Here is a 16684-nt window from a genome sequence, read left to right as displayed (position 1 = left end):
GCGGGAAACTGCCCCTTGTCAAACCCGCGGCACGGCGGCAAAGTGCGCTCTTTTCGGGCCATCGACGACCAGGTTCGCCATGCTCTCCCCGCCGCGCACGGGCTCCCCCTTGCTGCAGGACCACCCGGTCTTTGCCAGCCGCGACATCGAGCACGCCCGCGCCCAGGTGGCGCGGGTGTTCTGCACCCATGACCTGCGGCAGGTGGACGCGGGGCAGCGGCTGGACTGCCGCATGCACCGCGTGGGCGTGGGCGCGCTGTCGCTCAACTACCTGTGCTACGGGGCCGACGTCGACATCACGCCCGGCCTCCTGAACGACTTCTACCTGGTGCAGATCCCGCTGTCAGGCCGCGCCGACATCCGCTACGGCCGCCAGCAGGTGCACTCCGATGCCGCTACCGCCGTCATCCTCTCGCCCCACCAGGGCGTGGCCATGCGCTGGCAGGCCGACTGCGCGCAAATCCTGCTGCACATTCCGCGCGCGCTGATGGAGCAGCGCGCCGCCGACGACCCCGAGCAGCCTCATACTTCCCTGGACTATCAGTTGGCCCTGCCGCAACGCAGCGGCCCGGCCGCCCCCTGGTGCCAGATGGTGCTGGACCTGGCCCGCAACATCGACGCCAACGGCGCTGCCTGGCTGCGCCACCCGGCGGCCACCGCCGCGCTGCAGGACGTGCTGCTGCGTGGCCTGATCGGGCTGCAGCCCCACAGCCAAAACGCGCAGCAGCGTGGCGCCGCCCCGGCGCCGGCCCTGCCGCGCCACGTGCGGCGGGCACAGGAATTCATCGAGGCGCAGGCCGATCAGGCCATCACCCTGGTGGACATCGCCCGCGCCGCCTGCGTGAGCGAGCGCGCCTTGCAAGAGGGTTTTCAGCGCCACCTGGGCACCACGCCCCATGCGCTGCTGCGCGACGTGCGCCTGGATCGCGTGCACGCACAGTTGCGCGCGGCGGCCAGCGGCGGCCAGCCGGTGGCCCTGCACGACGTCGCCCACCGCCACGGCTTTTTCCACCTGGGGCGCTTTTCGGCCTACTACAAGGCGCGCTTCGGCGAAACGCCCTCGGTCACCCTGCAATCCAATACTGCGCACGGCGGATAGCATGGCCGCGCATTCCGGATAATTCACGCCTGAAGCATTGCGCACACTCTCCCGACCGGCATCGCCCCCTGCGAAGCCGAGACAAGGAGACATATGAGCATGCAAGACAAGGTCGCCATCGTCACCGGTGGCGCCACCCTGATCGGCGAAGGCGTGGTGGCGGCCCTGGTGGCCGAAGGCTGCAAGGTGGTCATCGCCGACATCGACGCCGCCAAGGGCCCGCAGGTGGCCCAGCGCCACGCGGGCAGCCGCTTCATCAACACCGACGTATCCGACGACGCCTCGATTGCCGCCTGCGTGGCCGAGACCGCTCGGACTTTCGGTGGCATCGATTACCTGGTCAACTGCGCTGCCAGCTACGTGGACAACGGCGTGGCCTCCACCCGCGCCGAATGGAACCAGAGCTGGAACGTCAACGTGGTCGGCGCCGCCATGATGCTGCAGGCCTGCGCGCCCCACATGCAAAAGCGCGGCGGCGGCGCGGTGGTCAACTTCGCCTCCATCTCGGCCTTTGCCGCGCAGACCGGGCGCTGGCTGTACCCCATCAGCAAGGCCGCCATGGTGCAGTTCACGCGCAATGCGGCGCTGGACCTGGCGGCGCAAAAAATCCGCGTCAACGCCGTCTCGCCGGGCTGGACCTGGTCTTCGGTCATCGAGGGCATGGCCGGCGGTGACAAGGCCAAGGCCGACGCCGTGGCCGCCGACTACCACATCCTGGGCCGCCTGGGCCTGCCCAGCGAGGTCGCCAACGTGGTGGCTTTTCTGCTGTCGGACAAGGCCAGCTTCGTCACCGGCACCACCTACGCCTGTGACGGCGGTTACCAGGCCCTCGGCCCCGAGGCCCGCACCGCCGCCATTGGCCGCCTGACGGGCTGATGCCCCCACCCCAACCCTCCCCCAGCGGGGGAGGGAGCAAGCAACCCCAGAACACCCCAACGGAGACAAACCCATGACCACCCAAACCCCCCGCACCATTGCCATCATCGGCGGCGGCCAGGCCGGCCTGCTGCTGGGCGTCGGCCTGCTCGACCAGGGCCACCAGGTCAGCATCTACACCAACCGCGACGGCGCCAGCTTCTGGAACGGCAAGGTCATGTCCTCGCAGTTCATCTTCGACCCCAAGCTGCAGGTCGAGCGCGACTGGAAGATGAACCAGTGGGAAGCGCAGTGCCCCAACACCGACGGCATCTCCTTCGTCATTCCCAACCCCGACGGCTCGGGCACCAAGGCGATCCACTGGCATGCCGCGCTGCACAAGCCCGGCCAGGCCGTGGACCAGCGCCTGAAGTACCCCGGCTGGATGGACGAGTTCGTGCGCCGCGGCGGCAAGCTGCACATCGTGGACGTGGGCGTTGCCGAGATGGAAGATCTGGCCGGCACGCACGACCTGGTGCTGCTGGCCGGCGGCAAGGGCGAGGTGGTCAAGCTGCTGTCCACCAACGCCGAGCGCTCGCCGATGAAGGAGTCCATGCGCAAGCTGGCGCTGACCTACGTGACGGGCATGAAGCGCCACGACTACATCGAGTGCGTCAACTTCAACCTGATCCCCGGCGTGGGCGAGTATTTCTGCTTCCCCTCGCTCACGGTGGACGGGCCCTACGGCTCGGGCAAGACCAAGGTGTGCGACATCATGGTGCTGGAGGGCGTCAACGGCGGCCCCATGGACCGCTGGCACGAGTGCAAGGACGCGGCCGACCACCTGCAGATGAGCCTGGACATCCTCAAGCAGTTCCTGCCCTGGGAGTACGAGCGCAGCAAGGACTGCCAGCTCACCGACGACAACGGCATCCTGGCCGGGCGCATCACGCCCACCGTGCGCAACCCGGTGCTCACCCTGCCCTCCGGCCGCAAGGTGATGGGCCTGGGCGACGCGGTGATCGTCAACGACCCGGTCACCGGCCAGGGCTCCAACAACGCCACCTGGGGCGCCAAGCACTACTTCGAGGCCATCATGGCGCGCGGCAGCCAGCCGTTCGACGAAGCCTGGATGAACCGCACCTTCGACGACCTGTACAACGGCTACGCCGAGAAGGTGGTGCGCTGGACCAACAGCCTGCTGTTCCCGCCGCCCGAATACATTGTCAACATGATGGGCGCCGCCCAGGGCATCCCAGCCCTGGCCTCGCGCCTGGCCAACGGCTTCAACGACCCGACCGACTACGCCGAATACTGGTTCGACCCCGCCGCCAACCAGCGCGCCATCGAAGCAGCGGCGCAGAAGGGAGCCGCGGCGTGATCGACGCGCGCGAGCTGCGCAACGCACTCGGGCATTTCGCCACCGGGGTCACCGTGGTCACCACGGTGGGCCCCGGGAGCGAGCCCATTGGTGTCACGGTCAACAGCTTTGCGGCACTCTCCCTCGATCCGCCCCTCGTGCTCTGGAGCCTGGCCAAGAAATCCTGGAGCTTGCCTGCGTTCCAGAGCACCCGCCATTTCTGCATCCACGTGCTGGCGCACGACCAGCAGGCGGTGTCCGACCGCTTTGCCAAGGCGGGCGAGGACAAGTTCGCGGGCCTCGACATCGGTCAAGGCCTGGGCGGCGTGCCCCTGCTGCCCGGCTGCATGGCGGTCTTCCAGTGCGCCGTGGAGTATCGCTACGAGGGCGGGGACCACATCATCCTGATCGGCCGGGTCGAGCACCTGACGACGCGCAGCACCGCCCCGCTGCTTTTCTATCGGGGACGCTATGCCGTTCCAGAATACGAGCATGCCGCGGATCAAAAACGCGTGAAACTCACCCTGGATACCTGACAACATACCTGACGACACCATGAGCAAATTCGACGCCATCATCGTGGGCAGCGGCATCAACTCGCTGGTGTGCGCCGCCGTCATGGCGCGGCGCGGCAAGAAGGTTTGCGTGCTCGAGCGCGAGGCGGTGCTGGGCGGCTGCATCCGCACCGATGCGCTGACGGCGCCCGGCTTTCTGCACGACACGATGTCTACCGCGCACCCGCTGTTCGTCACCTCGCCCGGCTACGCCGAGCTGAAGGATGCACTGCACGGCGCCGGCCTGGCCTACGTCAACAACGCCACGCCCACCGGCGTGCTGCTGCCCGACGGACGCTCGTTCATCCTGCGCACCTCGCGCGACGAGAACGTGCGCGCCATGAACCAGCTTGCGGCCGGCGACGGCGACGCCTACCGCGCCGGCGTGGGCTTTGTCGAGCAGAACGCCGAGCTGATCTTTGCGCTGCTGGGCAACGAGCTGTGGAGCTCGCAGATCGGCAAGATGATGCTGGGCCGCGTGTGGAAGCAGGGCGCCCACGAGACGGTGGGCTTTTTCGGCCCCGCCATGCAAAGCGCGCGCGCCTGGCTGAGCACGCGTTTTCAGTCCGACCTGGTGCGCGCGGTGCTGGCGCCCTGGGTGCTGCACACCGGCCTGGGGCCCGAATCGCCCATGTCGGCGCTGATGGCGCAAGTCATCGCCTTCACGCTGGAGGCCGTGGGCCTGCCCCTGGTGCAGGGCGGCAATGCGCGCACGGTCGATGCCTTCAAGGCCATCATCGAGCAGGCCGGCGGCGAGCTGCACACCGGCGTGGACGTGGCCGAAATCCTGATCCAGGGCGGCAAGGCCCAGGGCGTGCGCGCCAGCGACGGGCGCCAGTGGCTGGGCAAGAACGTGGTGTGCAACGTCACGCCCACCCAGCTGTATGGCCGGCTGATTCCGCCCGATGCCACGCCCGCGCCCATTCGTCAGCAGGCGGCCGAATACCGCTACGGCAAGGGCAATATGCAGATCCACCTGGCCCTGTCGGCCCCGCCGCAATGGGCCGATCCGGCGCTGGCCCAGGTGACCTATCTGCACCTGACCAGCGGGCTGGACGGCGTCTCGCGCGCCGTCAACGAGGCCGAGCGCGGCCTGCTGCCCGCCGAGGGCACCATCTGCGTGTGCCACCCTACCGCGCTCGACCCGTCCCGCGCGCCCGCCGGCCAGGCGGTGCTGTGGATTCAGCTGCCTGAATGCCCGCGCGTGGTGCGCGGCGACGCGCTGGGCCAGATCGCCACGCCCGCCGACGGCCGCTGGACGGACGAGCTGCGCGAGCGCTACGCCGACCGCATCGTGGAGCGGCTGGCGCGCTTCATCCCCAACCTCAAGGGCAGCATCGTGGGCCGCGCGGTGATCTCGCCGGCCGACCTGGAGCGCCTGAACATGAACCTGGTGGGGGGCGATCCGTATGCGGGCGAATGCAGCGTGGACCAGTACATGTTCTGGCGCCCGCTGCGCGGCACCAAGGACCACGCCACGCCCATCAAGCAGCTGTGGCACATCGGCGCGTCCACCCACCCGGGACCGGGCCTCAGCGGCGCATCGGGCTTTCACGTGGCCAACGCGCTGGCCAGAAAGTAGGGGCCAGCAGGGGCCAAAGAGACACTCGGCCCCAATTTCGTGCAAAAAGTCATAATTTGACACCTGCACGAAATTTTTATTACATGACACCCTCTCGCTTTCTCCTGGCCGGCGCCGTGCTGGCGCTTGCCACCCTGGGCCTGGGTCCGGCCGCCGCCCAGGCCGGCCCCGCCGCCGCCGCCGCCGCTGTGCCTGCGGGCCTGCTGTTTGCCGTGAGCGAAGGCACCTCGGGCGGCGGCAGCGCCGTCACCGACGAGCAGATGGCGGCCAAGTACCGCCCGTTGACCGAGGTGATGCAGCAGGCCCTGGGCCAGCCGGTGCGCGTCAAATACGTGCGCGACTTCCGCGCGCTGGAGGAGGGCATGAAAAGCGGCGCCTTCGACCTGGTGCTGGCCCGCCCCAGCGACTACCCGGCGCGCGGCGTGCGCGACCACGGCTATCGCGCCGTCACCACCACGCGCCCCGACGGCCACTGCCTGCTGGTGGTGCCCAAGGACTCGCCCTACCAGAGCATCGCCGACGTCAAGGACCTCGGCCACAAGCGCCTGATCCTGCCCGAGGCCATTGCCTACATGACGACGTTCTGCACCGCCGAGCTGCGCGACCGCGGCCTGCGCGTGCGGCCCGAGCAGACCTATTACGTGCGCGAGCAGGCGGCCATCCCGTTCGCGCTGCAGAACAAGCTGGCGCAGATCGGCGGCATCGCCTCGTATTCCGGCGCGGCCAAGCGGCTCGAGCGGGACGGCCTGCGCGTGCTGCACACCAGCCGCCCCCAGCCCTTTTTGCCGCTGATCGCGGCGGCGCGCATCACGCCCGAGCAGGTCAGCGCCCTGCGCGCCGGCATGGTGGCGCTGGCCGCGACCCCGCAGGGCGCCAGGGAACTGGCCGCCATCGACCTGAAAGGCTTCGACACCGACCCCCAGGCGCGCCTGCTGGCCCTGCTGCAATGGCTGGAGGCCAAGGAGCCGGCGGCGCAATGAAAACGGTTTGACCCTCCACGACGAATCGCCCCGGCCGAGCCAACGCTCGACCGGGGCGATTCGTCATGGGCCTAGGTCAGGCCTGTCGGCCTGCCCGGCGCGCTCAGGCGCCTTCGCCGCTGGCCACGCGGTGGCCGTGGGCGATGGCATCACGCGTGGCGGCACGCACCTCGGCGCGGGTCACGTCGCTGGACGCGGCCTGCACGGCCACACCGCTCTGCTCACCGGCGGCCGGCATGTTGCGGGCCGCATCGGCGCGCACGTCCTGGCGCTGCACGCTGCTGGCCAGCACCGGCGCATCGGCAAAAGGCGCTTCGCCGGCGGCGGGCGCGGCAAAGGCGTTGCCCGACAGCAGCAGGGCGGCGGAAACGGCGGCGATGGAGGCATGGATCTTGGTCATGATGGCTTTCCTTTCTGGATCTGAATCACTCGGTTGAGGTGTCGAAGGTTTGCGTTGCTTGCCTTCGATGGAACGTAGTTTCCGTCAACCGACTGGTTTAAAAAAGCCATTTGAAGTGATTTGACTGTTTCCTATCCGGAAACAATGCGATCCGCTATTGCAGCGCCGCCAGGCGCTCCGGCGTGCCCACGTCGGTCCAGGCGCCGGTGTAGAGCCGGGCGCCGACCTGCCCGGCGGCGATGGCGCGGCGCAGCAGCGGCGCCAGCGGGGCGGCCGTACCCTGCGGGTTGCCGGGCGCAATGTCGCACCAGGGCGGCTCGAACAGCGCGCGCCGGTACAGCCCCACGGTGCTGAACGTCCAGCGCGGGCCGTCTGCTGGCGCCTCATTCAGCGCCAGCCCGTCCGCGCCGATGCCGAAGTCGCCCGCCGGGTGGTGCGGCGGGTTGGGCACCAGCCACAGCTGCGCCAGGCGGCCGCTGGCGGCAAAGCGCGCGGCGACCTCGGGGTCGAACACGAAGCCGGGTGCAAAGATGTCGCCCGCCAGCACCCAGAACACGTCGCCTGCCGCAGGTGCCAGCCATGGCAGCACACGGGCGATGCCGCCGGCCGTCTCCAGGGCGTGGCCGAAGTCGCGGCCCTCGGACGAGAAGCGGATGGTGGGACGATCATTTATTGATAGCTGCTCGCACCCACCTGGTCCGGGCTGCAAGCCAAAATAATCCTCGATCTGCTCGCCCAGCCAGGCCGTGTTGACGAGCACCTCGCGCACGCCGCCGCGCGCCAGCGCATCCACCCACCACTGCAGCAGCGGCTGGCCGCGCACGCGCAGCAGCGGCTTGGGCGTGTGGTCGGTCAGCGGGCGCATGCGCTCGCCGCGACCGGCCGCCAAAATCAGCGCGCGCGGCGCGGGGCATGCGTCCAGGGTCATGACGTGACTGTAGAAGATCGGCGGCGCGCGCTGGACGCCCGTGCCACACCGGTTTATTATTACGTCCGTAATAACGTCTGGAGCCTGCCATGCACACCCTCAAGCTCACGCAGATCGGCAACTCGGTGGGCGTGATCCTGCCCAAGGATGCGCTGGCCAAGCTCAAGCTGCAAAAGGGCGAATCGGTGTTTCTCACCGAGTGCGCCGACGGCTTCATCCTCACGCCCTACGACCCGGCGCTGGACGAGGAGCTGACCGCCGGGCGCGAATTCATGCGCGAATACCGCGATACCTTCCACCAGCTGGCCAAATGAGCTGGCGCTGGACCAGCAAGCAAGCGCTGCTGCTGCTGCATGCCGAAAGCCTGGCCGAGCACGGCGGCAGCCCCGGCATCCGCGACGAGGGGTTGCTCGACTCGGCCCTGGCGCGCCCGCAAAACCTGCTGGCCTACGGCGAGCCGGATGTGGCCGCGCTGGCCGCCAGCTACGGCATGGGCGTGGCGCGCAACCACCCCTTCATCGACGGCAACAAGCGCGCCGCGCTGCTCGGCATCGGCCTGTTTCTGCACCTGAACGGCTGGCGCCTGACCGCCAGCCAGGCCGACACCACCCGCACCATGCTCGCCCTCGCCGCCGGAGAACTCCCCGAAGACGCCCTGGCCGACTGGCTGCGCCAGCACGCCGCGCCGCGCTCCTGAACGGCCGGCGGTGGGCATGCCGCACCTTTTCGCCACCCGAGCTGACTGAGCAGCTGCGCACGATGGACAAGGCGCGCCTGGTCAAAAGGCTGAGCGCGCTGGCGACGACGTTCAGGACGCGGCAGGAAATCGTTGCCTGACCGCCGTGCGCCAGGACCTCAAGCCCGCAGCGCCGCCGGCATCTCCGGCCCGATCTTGAACACCCCGCTGGCGCGCGCGCAGGGCACGCCGTCGGCCGTCACCAGCCCCTGCGCGAACACCAGCGTGCGCGTGGCGCGCAGCAGCTCGGCCGTGCCCTCCAGCCAGCAGCCCAGCGGCGCGGGCGCCAGGTAGTCGACCTGCAGGCTGATGGTGGGCAGAAAGCGCTGGCCCAGCTCGGGGCTCTTGCGGTGCACCGACAGCGGGATCAGCATGTCGCAGAAGCTGGCCGTCATACCGCCGTGCAGCACGCCCATGGGGTTGAGGTGGCGCGGCTCCACGCGCAGGCCCAGGCGCACGTCGGCGCCCTGGTGCAGCAGGTAGAGCGGGCCGTTGATGCCGATGAATTCGCCGCCGGCGGGCAGCGCCTGAAAGCCGGGCGGAATGGCGGGATGCGACAGGGACACGAGGGGCTCCGGATGCAGTGCAACGGGCGAGCATAGCGGCACACGCGGCCCGGCGGTGATCGCAGGCGACAGCAAAAAGACGATCCGCCCCCCGTTGGAATCCCATTTGAATCGCTGGCTCGCAGGGCCATTCGTGCCCGGTAAAATCAGGGGTTTACCCCCGCCGCACCCGCCCACTGGAGCCGCCCACATGGCAAACCCCAACCGCATGGCCAACGCGATTCGCGCGCTGGCCATGGACGCCGTTCAACAAGCCAAGTCGGGCCACCCCGGCGCGCCCATGGGCATGGCCGACATGGCGGTGGCGCTGTGGGCGCGCCACCTGCGCCACAACCCGGCCAACCCGCACTGGGCCAACCGCGACCGCTTCGTGCTATCCAACGGCCACGGCTCGATGCTGCTGTACGCGCTGCTGCACCTGACGGGCTACGCGCTGCCGCTGCAGGAGCTGAAGAACTTCCGCCAGCTGCACAGCAAGACCCCCGGCCACCCCGAGGTGGACGTGGCCCCGGGCGTGGAAACCACCACCGGCCCGCTGGGCCAGGGCCTGGCCAACGCGGTGGGTATGGCGCTGGCCGAGAAGCTGCTGGCCAGCGAGTTCAACCAGCCCGGCCACGCCATCGTGGACCACCACACCTACGTGTTTCTGGGCGACGGCTGCCTGATGGAGGGCATCAGCCACGAGGCCTGCGCGCTGGCCGGCGCCTGGAAGCTGGACAAGCTGATCGCGCTGTACGACGACAACGGCATCAGCATCGACGGGCGCGTGCAGCCCTGGTTCGTCGACGACGTGGCCGGGCGCTTCAAGGCCTACCAGTGGAACGTGATCGGCCCGATCGACGGCCACGACGTGGCGGCGGTGGACCGCGCCATCGCGCAGGCCAAGCGCGCCAGCGGCCAGCCCACGCTGATCATCTGCAAGACGCACATCGGCAAGGGCAGCCCCAACCGCCAGGACACGGCCAAGGCGCACGGCGAACCGCTGGGGGCCGACGAGATCGCGCTGACGCGCACGGCGCTGGGCTGGGAATACGGCCCGTTCGAGATCCCGGCCGACGTGTACGCCGACTGGGACGCCAGGCTGGCCGGCGACGCCGCCGAGCAGGCGTGGGACGCCGCCTTGGCCGACTACGCCGCCGCCCACCCCGCGCTGGCGGCCGAGCTCGCGCGCCGCATGGCGGGCGAGCTGCCCAGGAACTTTGCCCAGGTGGCCGTGGACGCCGCCGTGGACGCACACAAGAAGGCCGAGACCGTGGCCAGCCGCAAGGCCAGCCAGATCGCGCTGGAGGCCTTCACCGCCGCGCTGCCCGAGCTGCTGGGCGGCAGCGCCGACCTGACGGGCTCCAACCTGACGCACACCGCCAGCACGCTGAACCTGCGCTTCGACGCGCAGGGCGCGGTGGTCAGGAACGACGCCGGCCAGGGCGGGCGCCACATCAACTACGGCGTGCGCGAGTTCGGCATGGCCGCCATCATGAACGGCCTGGCGCTGCACGGCGGCTTCATCCCCTACGGCGGCACCTTCCTGACCTTCAGCGACTACAGCCGCAACGCCATCCGCATGGCGGCGCTGATGAAGCAGCGCGTGGTGCACGTGTTCACGCACGACAGCATCGGCCTGGGCGAGGACGGCCCCACGCACCAGAGCATCGAGCACGCCGCCAGCCTGCGCCTGATCCCGGGCCTGGCCGTGTGGCGCCCGGCCGACACCGCCGAAACCGTGGTGGCCTGGGCCGTGGCGCTGCAAGACAGGCACCAGCCCACCGCGCTGCTGCTGAGCCGCCAGAACCTGCCTTATCTGCCCAAGCGCGATCTGGGCGACATCTCGCGCGGCGCCTACGTGCTGAGCGAGCCGGGCGACGTGGGCCTGAAGAAAAAAGCGCAGGCCGTGCTCATCGCCACCGGCAGCGAGGTGCACCTGGCGCTGCAGGCGCAAACGCTGCTGGCGGCGCAAAAGATCGCGGTGCGCGTGGTCTCCATGCCCAGCACCACCGCCTTCGACCAGCAGGACCTGAAGTACAAGAAGGCCGTGCTGCCCGCCGGCCTGCCGCGCATCGCCGTGGAGATGGGTGCCACCGACGGCTGGTGGAAGTACGGCTGCGCGGCGGTGGTGGGGCTCGACCGCTTCGGCGAGTCGGCGCCGGCGCCGGCGCTGTTCGAGCACTTCGGCTTCACGCCCGAGAACGTGGCCGCCACCGTGCGCGCCGCGCTGGGGCGCCGCTGAGCGCGGTTTCAAGCCCAATCGGCCTCCAGCCCGCGTCAAACAAGCGCAAGCAGCTATCAGTTACTTAGCAAAAAGGAAACGTGTCATGACCATTAAGATCGGCATCAACGGCTTCGGGCGCATCGGGCGCATGGTGTTTCGCGCCGCGGTGGCGCACCACAAGGACATCCAGGTCGTCGCCATCAACGACCTGCTGGAGCCCGACTACCTGGCCTACATGCTCAAGTACGACAGCGTGCACGGCCGGTTCGACGGCGAGGTCAAGGTCGAAGGCAACACCCTGGTGGTCAACGGCCAGAAGATCCGCCTGACGGCCGAGAAGGACCCCGCCAACCTGAAGTGGGGCGAGGTGGGCGCCGACGTGGTGATCGAATCCACCGGCCTGTTCCTGACCCAGGAAGCCGCCGAGAAGCACCTGGCCGCCGGCGCCAAGAAGGTGATGATGAGCGCGCCCAGCAAGGACGACACGCCCATGTTCGTGTTCGGCGTCAACGACGAGACCTACGCCGGCCAGGCCATCATCAGCAACGCCAGCTGCACCACCAACTGCCTGGCCCCGGTGGCCAAGGTGCTGGACGACAAGTGGGGCATCAAGCGCGGCCTGATGACCACCGTGCACGCCGCCACCGCCACGCAGAAGACCGTGGACGGCCCCAGCAACAAGGACTGGCGCGGCGGCCGCGGCATCCTGGAAAACATCATCCCCAGCAGCACCGGCGCCGCCAAGGCGGTGGGCAAGGTGCTGCCGCAGCTCAACGGCAAGCTGACGGGCATGTCCTTCCGCGTGCCGACCTCCGACGTGTCGGTGGTGGACCTGACGGTGGAGCTGAACAAGCCCGCCAGCTACGCCGAGATCTGCGCCGAGATGAAGGCGCAAAGCGAAGGCAGGCTCAAGGGCATCCTGGGCTACACCGAGGACAAGGTGGTGGCCACCGACTTCCGCCACGACCCGCGCAGCTCCATCTTCGACGCCGAGGCCGGCATCGCCATGGACAGCACCTTCGTCAAGCTGGTGAGCTGGTACGACAACGAGTGGGGCTACTCCAACCGCTGCCTGGACATGGTGCGGGTGATGGCGGGCAAGTAAACCGCTGGCTCCCTGCACGAACAAGCGCGCCCCGGGGCGCGCTTTTTTCGTTCAATCGGGCGGCGCTCAGAGCGGCTCCAGCCCCACGCGCTTCATCATCGCCTCGGTGGTCTTCATTTCCTGCTCGATGCTGGCCACGAAGCCGGCGGTGTCCATCACCTGAACCTGGCCGCCCTGCTGCTCCAGCCGGGTGACCAGTTGCGGGTTTTTCAGCGCCTGCACGAACGCATCGCCCATGCGCTGCACCACCGCGTCGGGCGTGCCGGCCGGCACCGACACCCCGCCCCAGGACGTCAGCTCGATGCCCTTGACACCCAGCTCGGCCAGCGTAGGCACCTGGGACAGGGCGGGGTTGCGCGCGTGGCCACTGACGGCCAGCGCACGCAGCTTGCCACCTTGCACAAAGGGATAGGCCACCGAGAAGATCGGCATGCCGAACGTCACCTGCTTGCCCAGCACGGCGTTGACGATCTCGGACGCGCCCTTGTAGGGCACGTTCAGCGCCTGCATGCCGGTGGCGGCCAACAATTGCTCCATGCCCAGGTGCGAGGGCGTGCCGATGCCGCCCGAGGCGTAGTCCACCTTGCCCGGCCTGGCCTTCAGGCGCGCCAGCAGATCATCCAGCGTCCTGATGTCCGAGTCGGCCGCCACCACCAGCGCCACTTCCGACTTGGTCACGCGGATCACGTGGCGAAAGTCCTTGAGCGCGTCGTAGCCGGGGTTCCTGAAGATGCGCATGTTGGACGCCATGGGCACCGCCGCGTAGAGCCAGGTGTAGCCATCGGCGGGCGCCTTGGCCACCAGGCGCGTGCCGATGTTGCCGCCCGCGCCGGGGCGGTTTTCGATCACGATGGGCTGGCCCAGGATGGGCTCGACCGCCTCGGCCAGGATGCGCGCGCTGGTGTCGGGCGCGGTGGCGGCCAGGTAGGGCACCAGCCACTTGATGGGCCGGTTGGGATAGGGTGCCTGCGCCCAGGCGGCGGGGGCAGCCAGCGGCAGGGTGGCGGCGGCCAGCGAGCGGCGCAGGAGTTGGCGGCGAGTCAGTTGGATCATGGGAAGTCTCCGGTGAAATCGTGGATCAAGGCACGGCTGCGGCCAGCCCAGCATGAAGACGGTCGGGTGCGGCAAGAACTTCAAATTTGATAGCTAATATGGCTTTGTTCATGCCGGCCAGAGGCAAAAATAACCAAAATCCCCTCACGGCCCGGCGGTGCCGACACGAACCGCCACGGCACGCGCCAGCGCCACCAGGCCACTGGCTTCGCGCAGCTCGCTGACGGGTGCCGCGCCCGGCGATGGTTCGACCACCTGGGCGCAGGCGCCCGTCGCCACGACTGCCAAGGCGGCGACGGTCCGTGCAAGCATGGAAGGGTTCATGGATAGGCTCCTGGACACCGGTGGTGGGCCTGCGCGCGGCTCACGGCCCGCCGCCCAGCAATTCCTTGGCGATGGTGTTGCGCTGGATCTCGCTGGTGCCGGTGAGCACGCGGTACATGCGCAGCACGCGGAACAGAAACTCCACGCGCCGGCCCTGCACGATGCCTTCGCCGCCGTGGATCTGCACCGCGCGGTCGGCCACGCGAAAGGCGGTCTCGGAGCAGAACAGCTTGGCCATCGAGCTCTCGGCGCGGCCGTCGGCGCCGGCGTCCAGCAGCCGGGCGGTGTGGATCATCAGCGCGCGCGCCGCCGCCAGCTCGGTGGCCATGTCGGCCAGCATGTGCTGGATGGCCTGGAACTGGCCGATGGCGCGGCCGAACTGGCGGCGCGTGAGGGCGTAGTCGCGCGCGTCGCGCAGCGCCACCTGTGCCAGGCCCACCATGGCCGGGCAGTGCAGCAGGCGGTTGACGGTGATGCGCCCCAGCGCCAGCGCCAGGCCGCGGCCGCGCTCGCCGATCAGGTTGGCGGCGGGCACGCGCGCACCCTCCAGGACGATGTCGCCGGTGGTCGTCTGGCCGGCCATGGTCTTGTAGCCGAACTCGCGCCGCACGCCGGGCGCGTTCAGGTCGACGAAAAAGGCCGAAATCTCGCGCGACCCGGGGTCGGCCGTGGGCTGCTCGGCGGTCGAGGCCATCAGCACCGCGCAGTCGGCGAAGGGCGAGCCGGAGATGAAGCGCTTGCGGCCGGTGAGCACCCAGTCGTCGCCGTCTTGCACCGCCCGGGTTTCGAGCGCGCCGGCGTCCGAGCCCGCGCCGGCCTCGGTCAGCGCAAAGCAGATCGCCTGGTCGGCCCGCGCCACCGGCAGAATGAAGTGCTGCAGCTGATGCGGCGTGGCAAAGCGCGCTAGCGCACCCACGCGCGGCGGGCCGCTCAGCTCGCCCAGCACGTGCGGGGCAAAGGGCGAGCCGGTGGCGTAGATCGCCTCCTTGACGAGTGCGTGGTCCAGCACCGACAGGCCCAGGCCGCCCAGCTTCTCGGGCAGCGTCATGCCGTAGAAGCCCCTTGCGTGCGAGCGCTTCCACACCTGCTGCAAGAGCTCGCGCGGGGCGCTTTTTTCCTGCCCGATGTCGTGCGCGCGCGCCAGCTCGGCCAGCTCGCCATGCAAAAACTCCTGCACGCGGCGCGCGATGTCGGCGGCGCGCTCAGAACCCTCGAACGGGCCCTTGAAAACCGGCGCCAAGGCCTGCGATTCTTGCGTCATCGTGGTCATGTCAATTCACCTTGCGATCGCGGCCAGCCCAGTACGGCGCCTGCACCGCCTTGCGCATGACCTTGCCGTTGGGGTTCTTGGGCAGTTCGCGCACGAACTCGATGTGGCGCGGGCGCTTGAAGCCGGCCAGGCGCTCGCCGCAGAAGGCGTCGAGCACGGCGGCATCCACGCCTTGCCCGGCCTTCAGCACCACCTGGGCGGCCACCGCCTCGCCCCACTTGTCGTCCGGCATGGCAAACACGCAGGCCTCCTGCACGGCAGCGTGCTGATACAGCACCGCCTCCACCTCGGAGGGATAGACGTTGAAGCCGCCGCTGATCACCATGTCCTTCTTGCGATCGACGATGTAGACGTAGCCCTCCTCGTCCATGCGCGCCAGATCGCCCGTGTGGTAGCGGCCGTCTTTCAGCACCTCGGCACTCAGCTCGGGCGCGCGCCAGTAGCCGGCAAACACGTCCTCGCCGCCCACCACGATCTCGCCGATCTCGCCGGTGACCACGGGCTGGCCGTCGTCGTCCAGGATCTGCACGTCGCATTCCAGCAGCGGCTGCCCGCACGAGGCCAGGCGCTCGGGGCATGCGGCGCGGGCATAGAGGTGGTCCTGGATGGTCAGCGCGCACACGCCCGAGGTCGTCTCGCCCGCGCCATAGCCTTGCGCCAGCACAGGGCCGAACACGTCCATGGCTTTCAGGATGCGCGCCGGCGCCATGGGCGCGGCGCCATAGCCCAGGCGGCGCAGGTCGGGCAGCGGGCGGTACTGGCCCTCCAGCTCGCCCAGCAGCATGTTGATCATGGTGGGCACCATGAAGGTGTGCGTCACGCGATCGGCCCGCATGTCGGCCAGAAAGCGCTGCGGCTCGAAGCGGTCGAACAGCCGGATCGTCATGCCGCTGCACAGCGCCGGCACCATCTGCATGCCCGAGGCGTGCGTGATGGGACCCACCAGGCCCAGGATGCCGCCCTCGCCCGTGGCGTCCGAGCGCAGCAGGAACTTGCGCAGCTGCGCCAGGCGGTTGCCAAAGGTCTGCATCGCTGCCTTGAGCACGCCCGAGGAGCCCGAGGTGTAGTGCAGCACCGCCAGCTCGCCGGCCGTCACCCTCACCGGCGTGAAGGCATCGCTGGCACGCGCCAGCGCGTCTTCGTAGCCTTGCTCGCCCGTGCCGTCGAGCAGCAGCAGGCGCGGCATCGGCCCCTCGATGTGCGGGCGGAAGGCCTCGGCGCGCGCCGCAGTGGTGACGATCACCGCGGCCTCGCTGTTGGCGGCAACGGCGCCCACCTCGGCGGACGACAGGCGCGCGTTGAACGGCGCCTTGACCAGGCCGGCCTTGTAGCAGGCCAGCTCGATCTCGACGATTTCCACGCAGTTGGGCAGGTAGACGCCCACGCGCTCGCCGCGTTCGAGGCCCAGGCCGAGCAGGGCATGGGCCAGGCGGTTGGAGCGCTGCTCCAGTTCGGCGTAGGTGACGCTGCGCGCGGGGCTCTTGACGGCAATGCGCCGGCGGTAGGCGCGGGCGGCCTTGGCCACCAGCATGCCGACGTTGGCCACCGGACGCGCGCCGCTGGCCGGGGGAATGGCTGGGGGGTTGATGGCGGTCTCCTGGTCGTGTTGGCGCGCCCCAGGGACGCATGCCGTCACTGTTCCAGAAAACCCGGCTCAGCAGGAAAT

17 protein-coding genes are annotated in these 16684 nt (G+C 69.3%); 10 read left to right on the top strand and 7 right to left on the bottom strand.

The window, feature by feature from the left end:
* The first annotated feature begins 79 nt into the window (after positions 1-79).
* The 6 genes from H6927_04235 to H6927_04210 all read left to right on the top strand — a co-directional run bounded on the left by H6927_04235 (position 80) and on the right by H6927_04210 (position 6430).
* Positions 80-1099, top strand: coding sequence for an AraC family transcriptional regulator (locus H6927_04235; GenBank protein ID MCP5217299.1), 1020 nt, complete (start codon positions 80-82; stop codon positions 1097-1099).
* 93 nt (positions 1100-1192) lie between these two features.
* Complete coding sequence (locus tag H6927_04230; GenBank protein MCP5217298.1) at positions 1193-1975, top strand: SDR family oxidoreductase; 783 nt, start codon at positions 1193-1195, stop codon at positions 1973-1975.
* 73 nt (positions 1976-2048) lie between these two features.
* Positions 2049-3335: an FAD-binding oxidoreductase gene (locus tag H6927_04225; protein MCP5217297.1), complete on the top strand. Its 1287-nt coding sequence runs from the start codon at positions 2049-2051 to the stop codon at positions 3333-3335.
* Positions 3332-3850, top strand: a complete 519-nt coding sequence (locus H6927_04220) for a flavin reductase family protein (GenBank protein MCP5217296.1) — start codon at positions 3332-3334, stop codon at positions 3848-3850. The genes H6927_04225 and H6927_04220 overlap by 4 nt, the downstream gene beginning before the upstream one ends.
* Before the next feature lie 19 nt (positions 3851-3869).
* Complete coding sequence (locus H6927_04215; protein ID MCP5217295.1) at positions 3870-5450, top strand: NAD(P)/FAD-dependent oxidoreductase; 1581 nt, start codon at positions 3870-3872, stop codon at positions 5448-5450.
* A gap of 83 nt (positions 5451-5533) precedes the next feature.
* A complete protein-coding gene (locus H6927_04210; protein MCP5217294.1) occupies positions 5534-6430 on the top strand; it encodes a phosphate/phosphite/phosphonate ABC transporter substrate-binding protein in 897 nt (298 codons plus the stop codon).
* A gap of 103 nt (positions 6431-6533) precedes the next feature.
* Here H6927_04210 and H6927_04205 read toward each other — a convergent pair whose 3' ends face one another.
* Complete coding sequence (locus H6927_04205) at positions 6534-6830, bottom strand: hypothetical protein (GenBank protein MCP5217293.1); 297 nt, start codon at positions 6828-6830, stop codon at positions 6534-6536.
* 154 nt (positions 6831-6984) lie between these two features.
* Entirely contained in the window at positions 6985-7758 is a 774-nt protein-coding gene (locus H6927_04200; protein ID MCP5217292.1) for a nucleotidyltransferase family protein, read from the bottom strand.
* Positions 7759-7847: 89 nt separating this feature from the next.
* Between H6927_04200 and H6927_04195 the strand changes: the two genes are divergently transcribed.
* Together H6927_04195 and H6927_04190 are read left to right on the top strand one after the other, a co-directional pair.
* Positions 7848-8072 (top strand): AbrB/MazE/SpoVT family DNA-binding domain-containing protein, encoded by a 225-nt coding sequence (locus H6927_04195; GenBank protein MCP5217291.1) that lies wholly within the window; start codon positions 7848-7850, stop codon positions 8070-8072.
* Positions 8069-8455: a type II toxin-antitoxin system death-on-curing family toxin gene (locus H6927_04190; protein ID MCP5217290.1), complete on the top strand. Its 387-nt coding sequence runs from the start codon at positions 8069-8071 to the stop codon at positions 8453-8455. Before H6927_04195 ends, H6927_04190 begins: the two co-directional genes overlap by 4 nt.
* 158 nt (positions 8456-8613) lie before the next feature.
* On the opposite strand, the gene H6927_04185 is transcribed toward H6927_04190, so the two are convergent.
* The gene (locus H6927_04185; protein MCP5217289.1) at positions 8614-9252 is read right to left on the bottom strand and encodes a PaaI family thioesterase; all 639 of its coding nucleotides are present in this window, start codon (positions 9250-9252) and stop codon (positions 8614-8616) included.
* On the opposite strand from H6927_04185, the gene tkt reads away from it, so the two are divergent.
* Positions 9251-11284 carry a transketolase gene (tkt, locus tag H6927_04180; GenBank protein MCP5217288.1) on the top strand — a complete coding sequence of 678 codons (2034 nt, stop codon included), beginning with the start codon at positions 9251-9253 and terminating at the stop codon, positions 11282-11284. The genes H6927_04185 and tkt overlap by 2 nt on opposite strands.
* 85 nt (positions 11285-11369) lie before the next feature.
* Positions 11370-12371, top strand: a complete 1002-nt coding sequence (gene gap / locus H6927_04175; GenBank protein ID MCP5217287.1) for a type I glyceraldehyde-3-phosphate dehydrogenase — start codon at positions 11370-11372, stop codon at positions 12369-12371.
* Between the two features lie 66 nt (positions 12372-12437).
* On the opposite strand, the gene H6927_04170 is transcribed toward gap, so the two are convergent.
* The 4 genes from H6927_04170 to H6927_04155 form a co-directional block, all read right to left on the bottom strand.
* Positions 12438-13424, bottom strand: coding sequence for a tripartite tricarboxylate transporter substrate binding protein (locus H6927_04170; GenBank protein MCP5217286.1), 987 nt, complete (start codon positions 13422-13424; stop codon positions 12438-12440).
* A 144-nt stretch (positions 13425-13568) separates the two neighbouring features.
* Positions 13569-13748, bottom strand: a complete 180-nt coding sequence (locus H6927_04165) for a hypothetical protein (GenBank protein MCP5217285.1) — start codon at positions 13746-13748, stop codon at positions 13569-13571.
* Positions 13749-13788: 40 nt separating this feature from the next.
* Positions 13789-15009 carry an acyl-CoA dehydrogenase family protein gene (locus tag H6927_04160; protein ID MCP5217284.1) on the bottom strand — a complete coding sequence of 407 codons (1221 nt, stop codon included), beginning with the start codon at positions 15007-15009 and terminating at the stop codon, positions 13789-13791.
* A 10-nt stretch (positions 15010-15019) separates the two neighbouring features.
* Positions 15020-16549: an AMP-binding protein gene (locus tag H6927_04155; protein ID MCP5217283.1), complete on the bottom strand. Its 1530-nt coding sequence runs from the start codon at positions 16547-16549 to the stop codon at positions 15020-15022.
* Positions 16550-16684 lie beyond the last annotated feature (135 nt).

It is taken from the genome of Burkholderiaceae bacterium, from assembly GCA_024235995.1.
Classification (GTDB): domain Bacteria; phylum Pseudomonadota; class Gammaproteobacteria; order Burkholderiales; family Burkholderiaceae_C; genus Ottowia.
The sequence above is the reverse complement of the archived record's forward strand: the minus strand, read 5'-3'. Positions and strand labels throughout refer to the sequence as shown.